A 19130-nucleotide genomic window follows, 5' to 3' on the forward strand; every position below is an offset into this window, starting at 1 on the left:
AAGATGAAGAGGTGAAGACCATGACACGCATTGTGATAATAGAAGATATTTCGCTTACCGCAAAATACATATTAGAGACTTTGAATCCGGGACACTATGAAATTGTTGTTGTATATGATTCAAATCGAGAACCTGATCAATACCCAGGTATAATTTATCAACCAATGGATTATTTAGACTTAGCACATTGGCAGAAATACATAGAAAAAGAAGATATCGTGCTGATGAATGCATTGCCTGAAATGTTTGGAGATGGTTTGTGGCATGGTAAGCCTCATGTCCTACGTCAATTAATTAAAGATTATGTATGTGCGGCTGGACCACTTGAAGTGATTGAGTATCATGATATTATCGCATATCAAAAAGTGAAGACGAAACAAGCTGCGTCACTTCAACAAATGTCGGTATCTCAAGACTATACAGCTCATCAAAGTATTACTGCTTATGCGCATTACTTAAAGAAAATGTCTTTAGGTCTTATTCAAGTGAAAGGACAACCTGAACGCTTTGATATTCACTTACTCAATATGAAACGTCCTTTGATTGCGATGAATCAAGTGCCATTAACGCATGGTGTCAAACTTACGCTTCAAGCAAACAGCTTGTTGTATCAACCTAAAAGTAACGCCTCAGCTTTTTATTTTATTCAAAAGCAACAATCGCTATATACCTGTTTAACGCATTTTACGCCGCGTTTACCTTGGCGCATTTATCAATCTACACAAGCAGTGATACATGAATGGGTGATGCGAGGATTTCACAGTTATTTAAGACGCTTAAATCAGGGTAACGAGAAGTGAAACAAACATAAAACAAACAATCACATTTAGAAAGGAAGAGGAACATGGAACGTCGCTTATTTGAGTTGTTGAAATGGTTAGTGGAACATCCTACAGAAAGTCCGCCAGCACGTAATACAGATCCGCTGCAAATAGAAATACAAAATTACTTAGAAGGATTAGGCTTTGAAGTCAAACGTGAACCTTTATATGAGAATGACAGTATAGTGGTTGGTGTATTAGCGGGTGAAAATAAGGATGCACCGAAGTTGATATTAAACGGTCATGTAGATGTCGCAAATGTAGAAGATCCTAAACATTGGCAATATCCGCCATTTAAATTAACTGAAGTAGATGATGCAGTGTATGGTCGAGGTGTCAGTGATATGAAAGGCGGCATGGCTTCGCTCTTTTATGTCTTAGAACAACTGCATGCACAAGGATTAAAACCAGAAGGTGACATCATTGTACAATCGGTTGTGGGAGAAGAAGTCGGAGAAGCAGGTACTAAGACGGCATGTGAATTAAGTCCTAAAGCTGACTTGGCATTAGTATTAGATACAAGTGATGCACAAGCGTTAGGGCAAGGTGGCGTGATTACCGGCTGGATTACAATACAAAGTAAAACGACAATTCATGATGGTGCACGCAGCCAAATGGTACATGCAGGCGGTGGCCTGCATGGAGCGAGTGCGATTGAAAAGATGTCTAAAATCATTACAGCGTTAAAAGAGCTAGAACAACATTGGGCAGTTATGAAATATTATCCAGATATGCCTGCAGGTGCTAATACGATTAATCCAGCGGTTATTGAAGGCGGTCGAAATCCTGCCTTTATCGCAGATACTTGTCGTTTATGGATCACAGTTCATTTCTTACCGGATGAAGATTATCATGAAGTGATTAAAGAAATTGAAGCGTATTTAAATCGTGTGGCTGAAGCGGATGTCTGGTTAAAAGATAATCCACTTCAATTTGAATGGGGCGGTACTTCTATGATTGAAGACCAAGGTGAAATCTTCCCAAGCTTCACACTGCCAGTAGAACATGAAGGTTTCAAAACCTTAGCAAAAGCCCATGAAACCATTCATCACACACCGCTTGAGACAGGCATGTCCACAACAGTGACAGATGGTGGTTGGCTAGATGATTACGGTATTCCGACGATATTGTATGGCCCGGGATTATTAACAGAAGCACATAGTGTGGATGAGAAAATCAATAAACAAGATTTAACGGAGTATAGTGCGGTATTATTGGAATTCTTAAAAGATTGGTATCAACATCCTCAGTCAGCATCAACCATGAAAAAGCAGTAGGCAGAAGAAAATGGAAAATAGAAATGAATAAATGAAAAGACCCGCGGCTTGCGGGTCTTTGCTTATTTCTCACACTTTATTGATATGAGACTTATCTTAAGATTTAAATGTATTTTTTAAACGTGAAATCCAATTACGTCTTGGTTGAGACGTACCCTTGGGACGCGCCTCAGTAAATGGTGTTTTGTGTTTGATAGCTTTCGCTAATTCAACTGCTTGATGCATCAAGTAAAGTTGTGAATTTAAAGGCAGTTGATTGTTGTTAACGTAATGGTAGACGCCATTCTTATCTTGATAACGACCTTTTTGGTTATCAGATAATTGTAAGTTCACAAAGTTTAATAAGCGTTCTCTGATTTTCGCATCATGAACAGGGAATAAAATTTCTACACGTTTAATCATGTTACGTGTCATCGCATCTGCTGATGATAAATAGATTTTTTCATCTCCGTTGTTATGGAAGTAGTAGATACGAGAATGTTCTAAGAAACGACCTACAATACTTACAACTTCAATATTGTCGCTCACGCCTGGAACACCAGGTTTCAAGCAGCAGATACCACGGATAATCAATTGAATTTTAACACCTGCTTGTGATGCTTCAAATAACTTTTTGATAATCGTTTTATCTGTTAAAGAGTTCATTTTCATAATGATATGACCATTGCCATATTCTTGATGATTTTTGATTTCAGTTTCGATACGTTCTACGAATACATCACGAATATCAAACGGTGCTACAATCAATTCATTGTAGTGAGGTTTGATTGAATAACCGCTTAAGTAGTTGAAGAAGTTAATCGCATCTTCAGCAATACCTTTATGTGATGTGATGATACCCATATCTGTATAGATTTCCGCTGTTTTATCGTTATAGTTACCAGTACCTAAGTGTACAAATGGTACAAGACGACCTTTTAAGCGTTTAACCACTAATGTAATTTTACTGTGTGTTTTCAGATGTGTCATACCGTAAATTACATGACAACCTGCATCTTCTAACATACGTGCCCAATGGACGTTGTTTTCTTCATCGAAGCGGGCTTTCAATTCAACAAGAACAGTGACTTGTTTACCTTGTTCAGCCGCATATTTCAAACTTTTGATAATCGGTGAATCTTTGCTGACACGATACAATGTTTGTTTAATCGCAATTGTATCAGGATCTTCAGCAGCTTCACGGATGAAGTCGACAATCGGTTCAAATGATTCGTATGGGTGATGGAAGAAAATGTCACGTTTTAACGCTAAATCATAGACATCATTGTAACCTAATGATTCAGGAATTTGCGGTGTATAACGGTCATAACGTAAGTTTGGCAGTTGCGGTGTTAAATAACCAACTAAACCAAATACCATTGTTAAATCTAATGGACCATCCACAAAGTAAACATCATCGTCATGAATTTCTAATTGTTCTTTTAGACCTTCAATGTCTAATTCATTTGTATTACGTGAATCAACTTCTAGACGTACAGCTGAACCGCTTTTACGCATTTTCAAGAAACGTTCGATTTCGATTAATAAATCTTCAGCACCGTCTTCATGAATCGTTAAGTCAGCATTACGTGTAATACGGAATGTGAAAGTTTTTCTGATGTCATAACCTTGGAAGAGGAATTCAATGAAATAATCGATAACATCCTCAACCATTAAAACGTATTGTTTATCTTCATCTTTTAAAATCATGAAACGATCAATTAGTGATGGAATTTGAACAATTGCTGTATTTGTTGTTTCATCAGTATCTAATTCCACAAAGATATTCAAACTTTTATTAACTAGCTTCGGGAATGGATGATATGCATCAATGCCCAGTGGTGTTAACGTCGGTAAAATATTATTTTTGAATTCTTGTTCTAATTCATTTTGTAACGTTTCATTTAAATCTTGTGGTTTGGTAGTAATCACATTATATTCGCGTAAACGATTCGTCAATTCGTTATAGCGTTCGTACTGTAAATCAACAAGTGGCGTATTTTTTTCTTTTATAGCAGCCAGTTGTTGTTTAGGTGTCATTTGAGATTTGTTCTCGGGTTTGTTGAAGTTCATTTTAACTTGGTCTTGCAGCCCAGCTACACGGACCATAAAGAACTCGTCTAAGTTAGATGCGAAAATCGCAATAAAATTTAATTGTTCTAATAAAGGATTTGTTTTGTCGCTCGCTTCTTGTAAGACACGATAGTTGAAGTCGAGCCAGCTTAATTCTCGGTTATTGTAAAACTCTGGTTTGTTGAGATCTTTTTCAACGACTTGATTTTCCATAATGACCACCCCATGGTAAGTAAATAGACTTTATTTAAATAAAAAAATTGAAATGACTATGTTCTGTGATGTCATTCAGAGATGTCAGTAATTGCAATTTAAATTTTATATTGAACGCTCAAGTGCAACTTGTTGTATAACTTATTTCATTGTATACAAATGCTTAAATCCACAGAAACATCCATTTGTAACTTAACATATTAATGTTAAGATTTTGTAAAGTTTATTGATACTTTTCCTTTTAATACTTTTTCTAAGTGTTTCTTTTGACGGTTTGCTTGATATTCTTCTGCAATCGGATGACCGGTGTAATAGGCATTTAAAGTATAATGCTCTTTATCATTTTTCACGAGTTCAATACGTTTGATTGGATTGGTATGTGACACATTCAAGGCATCGATGAATTTTAAAATACCGCCAAGAGATTGTAAGTCGCTTAGTTGGTCACTGTTCAACCAACCGGTTTCATCATTATAGAATTTTAATAAGCTTTTATTTTTAAAGCTTGCCATTAACGCTAATTGAACACGATCATGGTGACTAAAACCATCAATCATTGAGTTTGAGATAATGTAATACGTATGTTGTGATGCTGAATCGGCATCGATAAAACGACCTAAATAATAAATATAAGCTGCTTGTTTAAAAAGGCGTTGGTCTTTCTCAGATAACTTGATAATGTCTTGTTCTTTTAATTGATCTAATAAGTCACCAGCTAAAATGACACGTTGTTTGGCACCTACACCTTCATGTTTATAGGTGTTAGACAATTGATATAATGCACGGTTACGAACGTTAAAACGATCAAAAGCATCTTTGATCTTTTGGTTGAGTTGATACATCACATAACCTTCACGTAAACCTTTTCTAGAGAAAGTGAATTGTGTCGCATCCACTTGTTTGAATAATGCTTTAAAGACAGCGACAGCAGGTAGAATGATATCTACACGGTCACGACTTAAGCCGTCTAAGTTTGTTAAGTCGTCACGTGAACTGTCTTCAATTAAATCAAAAACTTGATTTAAGTCATCGCCCGTCATGGTATAACAATGCACGCCGCCAATAGGGTAAGCGACTTCAGATTGATGGATACGTGCTACGTTACGTGCAGAACCGCCGACACCGACTAAAGCAACTTTTTGGTTATTGATCCAATCAAGTGAACCAAAGGCTTTGTCTAAGAATTTCTGCATTTTTTTAATCGCATCTTTATCATTATGATCTTTGCCTTCAAAGAATTTACGAGATAAAGTAACGACACCGAATGGGAAACTGTGAGAATGAATTAACTCTTTTCCTTTAAATAACGTAACTTCAGTAGAACCACCACCGATATCGACAGAAAGTCCATCTACAATGGCAGTAGAGTTAATAATCGCATAGAAACCGTAATAAGCTTCATCTAATTCTGGAACGATAGATAGTTTCATACCGATTTTTTTCTTCACTTGTTTTAAAATGTCATCTCTGTTTTTCGACTGACGAATTGCAGCTGTCGCAATCGGATGCAGTTCGTCTACTTTATATTCATCTGCGACTTTCTTAAAGCTTTGTAATGCTGAAATTAAGACATGAACACCTTCATCATTCATCGTCAAGTCATCTTCTAAATATTGACTTAAACGTGCAGGTGTTTTTATATTTTGTATTTCCGTAAGGCCTGTTTTACTATCGTATTCAAACACAACTAATCTAATGGTGTTTGAACCGATATCGATTAATCCAATGCGTTTCATGAGAACCCCCTCTGATTGCTTAGAAGCAGTCAGCAGACGATTAATCAATTTCTGTCCTGGTAAAATCATATGACTAACTCCTTCTTTTAGAAAAAATGAGAACGCTTAATGCCTGATATGACAACAAGAGTCACATTCTTTACTCACTTTAATTTTATCACAAAACATTACATTCTACATTAACTGTATAGACTAAAATGATAGTAATATTCATTATTTTGAACAAGCAATCGCGTACACTTTAAATTTTCAAATAGGACATAAAAAAATAGATAATAGAGATACGTGGAAATGAAAAAAGGTGGTATAATAATTTTATTAAATGGATAAGAAAAGAGGGAACGATATGAAACGCAGCCTTCTCTTTATGGGGATAATTATGTTGAGTCTTTTCGTCTTAGCAGCTTGTGAAAAAGAACAATCCAAAACATATCAAGGCGAATTAGCAGGGGCAGATGTCATTGATACTTTAACTTATAAAGGCGATAAAATGGTTAAACAATCAATGATTATGACAATTAAGTACGACGAAAATGGACTTTCGAAAAGTGATGCTGAAAATATTTTAGCTAAACAAGAAAAAGTGTTCGAAGGTTTAAAAGGTGTTAAATACAAAAAAGATATCAAAGAAGACAAAGCAGTTCAAAAAGTAGACATTGATTATAAAGAAGCGGATTTAAAACAGTTATCACATAGAGTCGGTGTGACTGGGCCAAAAGAAGGCAATGACTACGTCGATGTTAAATCTGTAGAACGATCATTGAAAAAATCTGGTTTAACTGTTAAAAAACCACTCAGCGAAGAATAATCTCATCATAAAAACAGCAAGTCACTTCAGTGTGATTTGTTGTTTTTTGTTGCTTTTAATCAGATACTAAACATTAAATATAATACTAAATATAGATTTTAACGTGATTAAATAAGAATAATTGTTATAATCAAATTGGTAATGATGGAGAGCTTTCGATTCATCCTAAAGTAATCAATTAATTTGATAATTTAAAAAGAGAGGCTAACTATGTTAAATATCCAAGATCCAAATTATTTTAAAAGAACTATTAAAATTTTCGTCGTAGCAATGACTCTTATTTTAATTGCTTTTGTGTTATCGCTTATCTTTAGCCCATCAATTGAAACTTTTAAAAGTATATCAAGTGGTTTACCTTCTAACCTTGAGGATGCACAAGGATTAAATAAAGTTTGGGAATATATATTAAATAATGGTGGCCGTGTTCCGCTTCAAATGTTTATATTTTCCTTAATTCCAATACCATTTTTGTACTGTTTAAATATAATTTCTACAAGCATAGTTACAGGTATCATGTTTGGATTTGCAATTCATTTTGATTTTAATAAAGGGATTATTATGGTCGGATCCGCAATTCCCCATGCAATTATAGAGATATTTGCCATGTGCATCGTTATTAGTGGTTTATATAAATTAAATCAAGCAATCGTCAGAAAGATAAGCAATTTATTTAGAAGTAATAAAAAGCAAAATTTTTCATTTAAACTAGCTTTAAGTAATTTGCTAAAAGTATATCTTCTAGTTGCTTTACCTTTATACATACTCGCAGCGTTTTTAGAAACATACTTCACAGATTTCATATATAATCTTTTCACTTAAAGACAATGTTGCTATATTTTAATAGTCGGCATTAGGATGATATTTTTGTCTGATTTTTGTTGAACATTAAGAATGAATTTTTGAAAATATACACAAAAATCACATTAAATAAACGAGTGATATGTTATAATCTTGTTTTGAAACGAAAGCAAGCAGTTAACGTATAAGCAGCTGCTTAGAAAAGGTGATATCGTGAATGAAAACGAACAACGTCCATTAGCTCAAACACAAGATAATCCTTATCAGTCAAATCGTGTAATGAAACGAGATTTTTGGTTGATTCCGCTGTTCTTCCTTGTGATTCCATTAATTACTGCACTAGTGATGTTTCCATTACGTTTAATATATGAAAGCCAATTTGGTGATTTAACAAGGCATACATTTATATTGTTGAATGTGATCGGCAGTTTAGTAGGTCAAATAGTGGTAGTACTGATTTATTACTTGATGCATCGAAAATATATCATACCAATTGCGAAAGCACGTTTTGCGAAAGTAAAACGCTACGCTTGGGTGTTGCTTCTTACATACTTAGCGATGTCTGTCGCACAAGCAATCTATGGTGGATTGATGTTATTACTGCCAAAGCATCTGCAATTTGATAACACACAAAACCAAATGATTCTTCTTCAACTCTTTGATAATCCTTGGGCATGGCCAGTTTTATTTATTGATATTGTGATTTTGACACCGATTATAGAAGAATTGATATTCCGTCATTTAATTATCCATGAACTTGGTAAGAAAATCGGATATACAGCTGGTGCTATTTTATCCATTATTATATTTGCGGGTATTCATGTAACAGGGGCTGTCTCGCCATTTGAATTCGGTGTATATGCGATCATGGCAGGTGCATTAGTCTTTGTTTATATGTATTCACGTCGTAATTTAGCGGTATCTATTGCTTTTCATATGATTATTAATGGTATTGGCTTTATTGGCATAGTCGGTCAGTTCATTATGGATAAATTTTCATAATATAAAAGCATAATCAAACACTCTAAAGGCTGCATATGCAGTCTTTTTTCATTTCCTAGGAAATAATTAAATTAAATCGCGCATTATATAGACTTTGATGGTTAAGATAAGTTTTTAACGTTTTATGATTTATTTATGCAAATCTGGTTCAGTTTTATACAATAAAGAAAACAACAAGAGGTGACAACATGACACAAACAACAAAGACACTAGAAAATCCTTTTGACTCGACTAAAGTTATGAAACGTGATTTCTTCCTAATTCCGTTATCTTTCTTCTTATTATTTGGTGCGGCAATACTACTACAACTTGTGCTTGGTCTTTATTATGGTGCCACTAATCGAGAAGTTCCGATGATAAAGTATGAAGAGTTTGGCGGTATCGCACAAGATGCCTCAAGTTTAGTTTTGTTATTCATTTTCTACTTAATGCATAGACGTTATCTGATACCTATCGCGAAAGAGAGGATCAGGCGTGCATTTAAACTATGGTATCTAATTATTGGCGGAGGTATTGTGGTTTTCACTTTAAATGCCGGCATAGGATACCTTATGGAACATGTGTTACACCTAGATAATACGCAAAACCAAGCTATGATTGAAGCTATGTTTGAACATCAATGGTTATGGCTATTCTTATTTATCAGCATTGTTGTCCTCGCGCCAATTGTAGAGGAGCTTTTATACAGACATGTGATTATTCATGAGCTCGGTAAGAAAATCGGCAATGTTCTAGCAACACTATTATCCATCATTTTGTTCGCGGGTATACATATGATGTATGCGACTTCTATATATGAAGCTTTACCTTATGTGATGATGGGTACGGTCTTTTCTATTGTTTATTTGATGAGTCGAAAAAACTTAGCGGTTGCGATTTTGCTTCATGCCTTCAACAACGCAATCGGCTTTATTTTGATGTTATTTTCTTAAGTCATAGATATGCATGAACACTGGCTAAGTATAAAGTCAGTGTTTTTATTCTATACTTAGATAATTGTCATATTTTTCAAAATTGAAATATGTTAAATTGTATAAGAAAGGGAATAGAAAGGTGATGGATAATGTCATCTCTCTAGATTGAAGAAAAGGAGCAGTAGTATGGCGATTTTAGAATTAAAAGATGTGTGCTACAAAGCGGATAAACGTCTGATTATTGACCATTTAGACTTAACGGTTAAAAAAGGCGGAAAAATCGCAGTTGTAGGACCGTCCGGCAGCGGGAAAAGTACGCTGTTTCATTTGTTGTGTGATTTAATCAGTCCGACGAGCGGTCATATGTATTATAACGGCAAGGAATACGATGCGTATGAGCCGGAAACATTACGTCAACGTATCAGTTATATGCCGCAAGAAACAGATTTATTTGATCGTACAATCGGAGAAAATTTAGCGTTTCCTTCTATTGCGCGAAATGACAAATTCGATAAAGACAGAGCGTTAAAACTATTATCAGAATTTGGTTTAGGTCATTATGATTTAGACACTAACGTTGAGTTTTTATCTGGAGGAGAACGTCAGCGTATCTGTTTAGCGCGTCAGTTGATGTACATACCAGATGTTTTATTATTAGATGAGGCCACAAGTGCTTTAGATGCGGATAATACCGAGAAAGCAGAAGATGTTATTTTTGGCTTAGCGAAAGATGAAGGGGTATCAATTATGTGGATTACCCATAGCTATGACCAAAGTATGTCACACTTTGACCGTCGTGTGGATATTGTCGATGGTAAAGTCAATAAAGATAAGAAAGGGGTAATTGATGTATGAGTACAACAGCCTTAGCCCTGACGGCACTGTTATTAATTATCCCGATTGCAGTCTCTATTAAAGAGAAATTAAACATAGCAAAAGATTTAATCATCGCATCGATTCGTGCAGTAATTCAGTTAGTTATCTTAGGTTACATTCTGCATTTCATATTTGATTTGGATGAACCGTGGATTTTAATTTTATTCGTCTTAATCATTATTATTAACGCGTCATGGAATACAATCAGTCGTGCATCTAAAGTGATGCACCATGTCTTTTGGATTTCATTTGTATCTATCTTTATCGGTACCGCAATTCCATTAGCCGTGATTGTCTTTGTGGGCGCTATTAAATTTACCGGTAATGAATTGATTCCCATCGCAGGGATGCTTGCGAATAATGGATTAATTGCGATTAACCTTGCGTATCAAAACTTAGATCGTGCTTTTGTAAAAGAATACGGTACAATCGAATGTAAACTTGCATTAGCCGCAACACCGAAGTTAGCGTCTAAATCAGCAGTAAGAGAAAGTATTAAACTTGCGATTGTCCCAACGATTGATTCAGTGAAAACATATGGTTTAGTTTCTATTCCAGGGATGATGACAGGTATGATTATTAGTGGCGTGGATCCGCTTCAAGCCATCAAATTCCAACTCTTAGTTGTCTTTATCCATACCACTGCGACAATCACAACAGCACTCATCGCAACATATCTAAGTTATAAACAATTCTTTAACCATCGTCATCAACTCATCGGCAGTATGATGGAAGATGAAGACGATGATAACTAAATCTACAATAAACAGAGCTGTAAAGCTGGGAAACTATTTCTGCTTTACAGCTCTGTTTTTTTAGCGAATATTGAAAAATAAATTCATACACTTACATTTTGATTTCAATTCAACTATAATGGAAAGGTTGAAAATATTAATTTTACATACAAAAGAGAGGAGGCAAAGAGAATGTCAGTTATGAGAATAGTAACGTTTATTATCAGTGTGTTTATTGTCGGCATGGTCGAAATGATGGTTGCTGGGATAATGAATTTAATGAGCGCGGATTTACATGTTTCAGAAGCGTGGATTGGCCAATTAGTGACGTTATACGCAGTTACTTTCGCCGTTTGCGGCCCGATTCTAGTCAAAGTTACTAATCGTTTCAGTGCGAAAACAGTATTACTTTGGACCATTGCAGTCTTTGTCTTCGGTAATGCGTTAATTGCGGTATCACCGAATTTTACATTACTGATTATTGGACGTATTATTTCTTCAGCTGCCGCAGCTTTGATTATTGTTAAAATTTTAGCGCTGACAGCTATGCTGACGGCACCACAGAATCGCGGTAAAATGATTGGTATTGTGTATTCAGGGTTCAGCGGTGCGAATGTCTTCGGCGTACCGATCGGAACGATGCTTGGAGGATGGCTCGGTTGGCGTGCGACGTTCGTTTTTATTATCGTGGTTAGTGTTGTAGCTGCTTTCTTAATGATGCGTTACTTACCGACACCTGCTGAACTGTCAGCTGTGTCAGGTGACACATCCGATACGTCGTCACAATACAAAATTTTAAACCGTGCAGAAATCATTAAATATTTAGCAGTGACCTTTATGTTGCTGACTGCGAATTCAATTACGTTTGTCTACATTAATCCGTTGATGCTGACAAATGGTTATGACATTCAATTTGTCTCTATTATATTATTAGTAAATGGAATTGCCGGAACATTAGGGACATCCATGGGTGGTTTCCTTGCAGATAAATTAACTAGTAAGACTTGGTTATTAATTGCCGCAATTGCGTTTACGTTATCTTTAGCCGCAGTCAATTGGTTTATTACGAATTCTATCATCATTGTATTAATCATCTTTATTTGGAATATTATGGAATGGAGTACTAACCCAGCCGTACAAAGTGGTTTGATCGACCACGTGAAAGGTGATGCGAGCCAAGTGCTCAGCTGGAATATGTCTAGTTTAAACGCAGGTATTGCAGCGGGCGGTATGATTGGTGGCTTAATCGTCTCAAATATCGGTGTACATGCGGTTGCTTATAGTTCAAGTATCTTAGGCATTGTGATTGTATTAATTGTCTTAAGTATTAAACAAACACAAAAGCCGCAAATATAAACAAAACGCTTAATCCAATTTTGGGTTAAGCGTTTTTCTTATTCGAAAATATAAGCATCTTCAATTGTTGTATAAACAGGCCAATCCACATGACCCTCTGTCACAAATTTGCCTAGTGTGTCCATCATCTGTTGCATCAAAGTATGTGTATGAGGCGTTATAGGAAGATGATGAGCATGTAAAATATCTGTATGACCAAACCAAAAAATGACATCTAAAATATGATAAGGTGTTTTAAAATTTTGAGATGCTGGTGCACTCCAATTAAAACAGTAGAGCCATTTCTTCTTATATTGATAATGATCTAACCAACGTAAGGATGGTTGTTTAAATTCATAATAGGTGATTGCTTCTGATTGGCCTTTGCCCGTTGTGATATCAAAGGCAGCTGTATTTACGGTTACATCATTATTTTTCATGATTTCTAAAAAGCGCTCAGGTGCTAACTTGCGTGATTCATTACGGATATAACAATCACCTTCTTGTTCAGTGAAACCCACTAACACAGGCCACTTGTCAGGGGTTGTATCTACCATAGTGGATTCATCAAAGATAGGACTGTAAATTAATTCTAAACCTTTAGAAGGTCTGTACTGCGCTAAATCTTCTTCTAGCGCATGCATCATTTGATGTGTTGAGAGTGCTGCTAAGTTGGTAGTGTCATAAAGTTTTGTGACTGTGTTCAGAAAATGTTGCGCAGTGTTTTGACTGTGTTGTACCTCATCAAAACGTAATGGGCCACTCATTAAGACCGCTTTATGAAAAAGAGGTTGTGCTGCTTTTAGATGCATTAATGCTTGAATACTCATGGCACCTGCAGACTGTCCACACAAAGTGATGTTGTTAGAATCTCCACCGAAGTCTTCGATGAATTGGTTGACCCACAATAATGCGGTGAATTGATCGGATAAGCCGCAGTTCATATCGTAATCTTCATGAATCGCATTAAAATTCAAATAGCCGAGTGCACCTAAACGATAGTTGAACGTAATGACAATGACTTGCGCATGTTCAGCGAAGGTTTGTGGGTTATAAAGTTCAGCTGAACCGTGACCATTGAGATAACCGCCGCCATAAAACCAAATCATAACTGGTAATTTTTGATTGGAAGAAGCGGTGATGGGTTTCCAAATATTTAAATATAAGCAATCTTCGCTTTGATGTTTAATCTTAGGCACTTGTGTGTCTTCAGGATGTGTAGAGAAAAACGCTTCAAGTTTATTAAAGGGTTGGGGCGGAATGGCTTTAAATTGATCAGCATGTAAAGGTTCTGACCATGTTGTCTTAAGTTCAGCATGTTTAAAGCGTCTGTCGTTAATGGGCGGATAAGCGTAAGGAATACCAAAATACGTTTCACAGTGTTGTTTAATTTGTCCGATAATCGTGCCTGCTTTTGTGTGTCTTGTAATAGATGTCATCATACTCGCTCCTTTCCTCTAACATAGCATAAAAAAAGAAACAGCTGAGAGACATAACATCTGTTCAGCTGTTTCATATCATTTATTGTGATGAAGTTTTAGCTTCTGCTTGGCTAGAAATATCTTTTTCTAAAGTTTGGTTGATTTCTACTGCGTTCTTATAGTACTTACTTTCAAAGTAACTGCCGATACCGACTTTATAGAAGACTAAAGCGACGATAATAATGACTATAAAGTCATATGGATAATGAATCCAGTTAATACCGTTAAAGTCTTTACTGCCGATAAAGGATAGTCCAGAAAGTACAAGTAAATAGATAATCAACCATAGACTGCCACGCAATTGATTGCGAGTATTTTCCCAGTTTAATTTGTATTCATAGAAGAAGTACATCGGTAAACCTAGAATAATGATAAAGATAACTTTCGCAGTCGTCGGCCACATTGCCCAATAAATCGCAAGTGACGTTAAGGCGAACGATAAAGGTGCTGCTATTTTCAAGAAGCGTGCTTTAAATGGACGATGAAGTTTTGGCCCCATCTTTCTTAAAGCCATCGCTGTTGTCGGCCCTGTTAAATACGCAACTAATGTTGAGGTTGCGATCACGGTTGCGAGTGTACCCCAAGATCTGAATAACGTCACCATAACCATTGCTAGAATGGCATTGACAATAATTGCGACTCTTGGAATATTATATTGTTTGTTGATACGGCCTAAAATTTTAGGAATATGTCCATTTTTCTCCATAGCGCTTAATACACGACCTGTTGAAGCAACGAATGAGACCCCAGTTCCAAATGGTGAAACGAATGCTTCAATGTATAGTAAAATCGCTAGCCAATTCAAGTTTAATAGGATGGCTAAGTCAGCGAAAGGTGAGTTGAATTGAATACCTTTCCAGCCTTTATCAGCGACCATATTTTCAGGCATAGATGTAATAAACACACTTTGTAGAACGACATATAATAACGCAGTTAATGATAAACAAATCACGATACCGCGTAAAATGTTTTTCTCTGGTTTTTCAATCTCAGCACCCATGTTGATAATGGTTTGGAATGCGTTGAATGAAAAGATAATTCCTGATACTGTAACTGCCGCAAATATCGGTGCAGTACCATAAGGAATGAAACTGCTTAATGAATGACCATAGTTTCCTGGATGGAAACCTGATAGTAATAATAAGATGACTGTTAATGTCGGTACACCTAATTTAAAGAATGAGATTAAACTTGTAAAAGATGTAAGAACTTTCACTGACCAATAGTTTAACAGTGAAAAGATAATAATTATGACATAAACAGCGAATAAACCAATATTACTGATTGTACCGTCTTTCATCAGAACACTTGTGAACTTTGCCCACTCCCAAGGCCAAGAACTCATGTATTGTACAGCAGATACGGCTTCAATCGGGATAATCGTAACTAAAGCAACCCAGTTCGCCCAAGAGGCGATAAAGCCGAGTAATGAACCGTGTGTATATTGTGCATAGTTGCTCATCCCGCCAGATTGCGGCAGCATTGTCGCGACTTCGATATAGTTATATGCGACTAAACTGATGATGATGAAACCAATCACCCATGAAAAGATTGCTGCAGGTCCTGCAACAGATGAAGCTTCCCATGCCCCGAACAGCCAACCTGAACCGATTAATGAACCAAGTCCAAGTAACACAAGCTGTGACAGGCTGATTTTACCACTATTAGTTTGTTTCATAGTAAAACTCCTAAGTTTCAGAGAACATGCTCTCTTTATTTGTAAAGCAAAATAAGCTTGCTTCATTTTTAAATCAGGCAAACCTAACTCATGATAGAACATTATACGGAAAATTCAGATGACGTCAACAGGAAAAGGACAGGTTTATATTTTATGAATGAAAACGCATGAAAATACGATATAACGGCGATTTTTGTATATTCATTAATGGTGATAATACGTAAAAAACTGTCGTGGCGCATTTTCTTGTTTTAATATATTTAATGATTATGCATAGAGAAAAAGTAGAAAACAAATTAAAATGCAAGAAAATCATCGCTTATAATCAAGACAATCAATGACAACTCTGGAATGAGAAAGAAAAAGAGAAAAATAAGTGAATGAGTGTTTTAGAATACAAAAAGTGTAAAATTGAGGATTAGAAAAATAGATAAATGGCTATGGTATATTAAGCCTGTAAAAAAAGGAGCACAACAATGACAAAGAACAGATTAAATGATAAAGCAGAAGCATATTTCACACGTGCGCAAGAGTGGCATGATGAATATAAAGCACTACGTGCTATTATCTTGAAAAATGAAGACTTAACAGAGGATTACAAATGGATGCATCCATGTTATACCTTGAATGGTAAAAATGTGGTGTTGATTCATGGTTTCAAAGATTATTGTGCATTGTTGTTTCATAAGGGTGCTTTAATGAAGGATCCAGAACATAAGTTGATTCAACAAACTAAAAATGTACAAGCAGCAAGACAATTACGCTTTACATCACTTGCTCAAATCGAAGCAGAATCAGAAATGATTGCAGCTTATGTGGATGAAGCAGTGGAAATTGAGCATTCTGGTAAAAAGGTCGAAATGAAAAAGACTGAGGAGTATGACATGCCGCAAGAATTACAAGCAGCGTTGGAAGCGGATGAACAGTTAAATGAAGCATTTAACAATCTTACTCCTGGGCGTCAGCGTCAGTATATGTATTTTATCGGCCAAGCCAAACGGGAAGCTACAAGAAAAGCGCGTGTTGAAAAATACAAAGCTCAAATTTTAGCAGGTAAAGGTATGAATGATTAGTCGTTTTAAGTAATTTAGTTACGCGGTAGGGATTAAATATTGATTTAATCCACTCTAAATTATGAAATTTTGAAAATATGTCAATTTTTTTAAAAAAATTTCGCGATTAATCCGACCAAATGGTTTAGTTTGTGTTATAGTTATAAAGTACACTATTAATCAAGTAAGTCGAAGATACAATTTTTAATTTATTGTATTGAACAAAAGAACAGACACTGTTGAACAGCGCTGTATTATAACGTAGTTGAGGTGAAGGTTGCAGCGCAACCGAATCTAAAGCAATTAACAAGTCATTTGCGACTTTGTTTAGGAACTTATCCGTTAAGTTATTGAAACATTGGGCAAGTGATTTTTTTATTGACTGCTTTTAGGGTGTGTACAGAGAACAATAGACAGACTGTTCTTTACTCACAACTTAGAACTTACTTTAGGCTTAAACAAATTCGATAAAGAAAGGAATTACTTTAATGCTTAGTATTAAGAACTTATCTAAGGTTTACCCTGGAGGTAAAAAAGCGGTAGATGATATCTCGCTTGATATTCAATCAGGGGAATTTGTTGCATTTATTGGTACAAGTGGTAGTGGTAAAACAACTGCTTTACGTATGATCAATCGTATGATTGAAGCAACGAAAGGACAAATTACGATTGATGGCAAAGATGTCAGAAAGATGAATGCGGTAGAATTACGCCGCAGCATTGGTTATGTGATTCAACAAATCGGTTTAATGCCGCACATGACAATCAAAGAAAACATTGTACTGGTTCCAAAATTATTAAAATGGCCAGAAGAAAAGAAAGATAAAAAAGCACGTGAGTTAATTAAATTAGTTGACTTACCAGAAGAATACTTAGATCGTTATCCATCTGAATTATCAGGCGGACAACAACAACGTATCGGGGTTGTACGTGCTTTAGCAGCTGAACAAGACATTATCTTAATGGACGAACCGTTCGGTGCTTTAGACCCGATTACACGTGATACATTACAAGACTTAGTTAAAGAGTTACAACAAAAACTAGGTAAAACATTTGTTTTCGTTACACATGATATGGATGAAGCAATCAAACTTGCAGATAAGATTTGTATTATGTCTGAAGGTAAAGTCGTTCAATTCGACACACCAGATAATATTTTACGTCATCCAGCGAATGACTTCGTACGTGATTTCATCGGTCAAAACCGTTTGATTCAAGACCGTCCGAATATGCGTACAGTAGAAGATGCGATGATTAAACCAATTACAGTTCGTGCAGACGATTCATTAAACCATGCGGTTGATGTGATGCGTCGTCATCGTATCGATACAATCTTTGTGGTAACTAACCAAGACAGATTCTTAGGTTACATGGATATTGAAGATATCAACCAAGGATTACGTGCAGGTAAAGAACTGATTGATACAATGCAACGTGATATTTATCGCGTAAATGTGAATAGTAAATTACAAGACACAGTACGTACGATTTTAAAACGTAACGTACGTAACGTGCCGGTGGTTGATGATCACGACACATTAGTCGGTTTAATCACACGTGCCAACTTAGTAGATATTGTTTATGACAGCATTTGGGGTGAAGGTGCTGAAGAAGCGCTACAAGAATCTGAAGCATCAGGTATTAAAGAAGCACCGGTAGAAATGGATCACGAAAAAACGTCGGATGCAGGAGTTGAGCGATAATGAAAGAATTCCTTCAAGAATATGGCGGCGAACTGATTCAAAAGACGGGCGAACATTTCTTTATTTCTATTGTTGCGCTTCTCATCGCTATCGTCGTAGCAGTGCCGATCGGTATTTTGTTAGCTAAAACTAAAAAAGCAGCAAGTATTGTATTAACCACAGCAGGTGTGCTGCAAACGATTCCGACACTTGCAGTATTAGCCATTATGATTCCAATTTTCGGTGTAGGTAAAACACCAGCAATTATCGCATTGTTTGTGTATATCTTATTACCGATTTTAAATAACACTGTATTAGGTGTTCAAAATATCAACCCAGATGTTCGCCAAGCAGCGATCAGTATGGGAATGACAAAATTCCAACTGATGAAAGATGTTGAGATGCCTTTAGCATTACCGTTAATTCTAAGTGGTATCCGCTTATCAAGTGTGTATGTTATCAGTTGGGCAACACTTGCAAGTTATGTAGGTGCAGGCGGTTTAGGAGACTTCGTCTTCAACGGATTGAACTTATATAACCCAATCATGATTGTGAGTGCTGCAGTACTTGTTACAGCATTAGCATTAATTGTCGATTACGTACTACGCGCAGTAGAAAAATGGGCAGTACCAAAAGGCTTAAAAGCATAAAATATCCAGATAGGGAGGACA

Annotated in this window: 15 protein-coding genes and 1 pseudogene; 12 read left to right on the forward strand and 4 right to left on the reverse strand. The window is 36.0% G+C overall.

Going from position 1 to position 19130, the window contains the following annotated elements:
* The first annotated feature begins 20 nt into the window (after positions 1–20).
* Positions 21–800 (forward strand): hypothetical protein, encoded by a 780-nt coding sequence (locus MUA87_RS02475; RefSeq protein WP_262551257.1) that lies wholly within the window; start codon positions 21–23, stop codon positions 798–800.
* Positions 801–841: 41 nt separating this feature from the next.
* A pseudogene (locus MUA87_RS02480) lies at positions 842–2098 on the forward strand (acetylornithine deacetylase); the annotation flags it as partial.
* A gap of 96 nt (positions 2099–2194) precedes the next feature.
* On the opposite strand, the gene MUA87_RS02485 reads toward MUA87_RS02480, so the two are convergent.
* Entirely contained in the window at positions 2195–4363 is a 2169-nt protein-coding gene (locus MUA87_RS02485; protein ID WP_262551258.1) for an RNA degradosome polyphosphate kinase, read from the reverse strand.
* A 206-nt stretch (positions 4364–4569) separates the two neighbouring features.
* Positions 4570–6099 carry an exopolyphosphatase gene (ppx, locus tag MUA87_RS02490; protein WP_037556180.1) on the reverse strand — a complete coding sequence of 510 codons (1530 nt, stop codon included), beginning with the start codon at positions 6097–6099 and terminating at the stop codon, positions 4570–4572.
* A 346-nt stretch (positions 6100–6445) separates the two neighbouring features.
* Here ppx and MUA87_RS02495 point away from each other — a divergent pair, with 346 nt between their 5' ends.
* The 7 genes from MUA87_RS02495 to MUA87_RS02525 all read left to right on the forward strand — a co-directional run bounded on the left by MUA87_RS02495 (position 6446) and on the right by MUA87_RS02525 (position 12587).
* Positions 6446–6907: a DUF1307 domain-containing protein gene (locus MUA87_RS02495; RefSeq protein WP_002479783.1), complete on the forward strand. Its 462-nt coding sequence runs from the start codon at positions 6446–6448 to the stop codon at positions 6905–6907.
* Positions 6908–7117: 210 nt separating this feature from the next.
* A complete protein-coding gene (locus MUA87_RS02500) occupies positions 7118–7726 on the forward strand; it encodes a stage II sporulation protein M (protein ID WP_262551259.1) in 609 nt (202 codons plus the stop codon).
* A 192-nt stretch (positions 7727–7918) separates the two neighbouring features.
* On the forward strand, positions 7919–8707 hold the full coding sequence (locus MUA87_RS02505; protein WP_002479782.1) for a CPBP family intramembrane glutamic endopeptidase: 789 nt from the start codon (positions 7919–7921) through the stop codon (positions 8705–8707).
* Positions 8708–8895: 188 nt separating this feature from the next.
* Positions 8896–9639, forward strand: a complete 744-nt coding sequence (locus MUA87_RS02510) for a CPBP family intramembrane glutamic endopeptidase (protein ID WP_262551260.1) — start codon at positions 8896–8898, stop codon at positions 9637–9639.
* A 168-nt stretch (positions 9640–9807) separates the two neighbouring features.
* Positions 9808–10476: an ABC transporter ATP-binding protein gene (locus MUA87_RS02515; RefSeq protein WP_262551261.1), complete on the forward strand. Its 669-nt coding sequence runs from the start codon at positions 9808–9810 to the stop codon at positions 10474–10476.
* Positions 10473–11252: an ABC transporter permease gene (locus tag MUA87_RS02520; RefSeq protein WP_002479779.1), complete on the forward strand. Its 780-nt coding sequence runs from the start codon at positions 10473–10475 to the stop codon at positions 11250–11252. Before MUA87_RS02515 ends, MUA87_RS02520 begins: the two co-directional genes overlap by 4 nt.
* Before the next feature lie 171 nt (positions 11253–11423).
* Positions 11424–12587, forward strand: coding sequence for an MFS transporter (locus MUA87_RS02525; protein WP_023015084.1), 1164 nt, complete (start codon positions 11424–11426; stop codon positions 12585–12587).
* A 38-nt stretch (positions 12588–12625) separates the two neighbouring features.
* On the opposite strand, the gene MUA87_RS02530 is transcribed toward MUA87_RS02525, so the two are convergent.
* Together MUA87_RS02530 and MUA87_RS02535 are read right to left on the reverse strand one after the other, a co-directional pair.
* Complete coding sequence (locus MUA87_RS02530; RefSeq protein WP_262551262.1) at positions 12626–14005, reverse strand: carboxylesterase family protein; 1380 nt, start codon at positions 14003–14005, stop codon at positions 12626–12628.
* A gap of 82 nt (positions 14006–14087) precedes the next feature.
* Complete coding sequence (locus MUA87_RS02535; protein WP_262551263.1) at positions 14088–15725, reverse strand: APC family permease; 1638 nt, start codon at positions 15723–15725, stop codon at positions 14088–14090.
* 476 nt (positions 15726–16201) lie between these two features.
* On the opposite strand from MUA87_RS02535, the gene MUA87_RS02540 reads away from it, so the two are divergent.
* The 3 genes from MUA87_RS02540 to MUA87_RS02550 all read left to right on the forward strand — a co-directional run bounded on the left by MUA87_RS02540 (position 16202) and on the right by MUA87_RS02550 (position 19109).
* Entirely contained in the window at positions 16202–16798 is a 597-nt protein-coding gene (locus MUA87_RS02540) for a YdeI/OmpD-associated family protein (RefSeq protein WP_061054603.1), read from the forward strand.
* Between the two features lie 467 nt (positions 16799–17265).
* On the forward strand, positions 17266–18480 hold the full coding sequence (locus tag MUA87_RS02545; RefSeq protein ID WP_023015081.1) for a betaine/proline/choline family ABC transporter ATP-binding protein: 1215 nt from the start codon (positions 17266–17268) through the stop codon (positions 18478–18480).
* Complete coding sequence (locus MUA87_RS02550) at positions 18480–19109, forward strand: ABC transporter permease (RefSeq protein ID WP_002479772.1); 630 nt, start codon at positions 18480–18482, stop codon at positions 19107–19109. The genes MUA87_RS02545 and MUA87_RS02550 overlap by 1 nt, the downstream gene beginning before the upstream one ends.
* Positions 19110–19130: the final 21 nt, after the last annotated feature.

It is taken from the genome of Staphylococcus simulans (assembly GCF_025561465.1).
GTDB classification, from domain to species: domain Bacteria; phylum Bacillota; class Bacilli; order Staphylococcales; family Staphylococcaceae; genus Staphylococcus; species Staphylococcus simulans.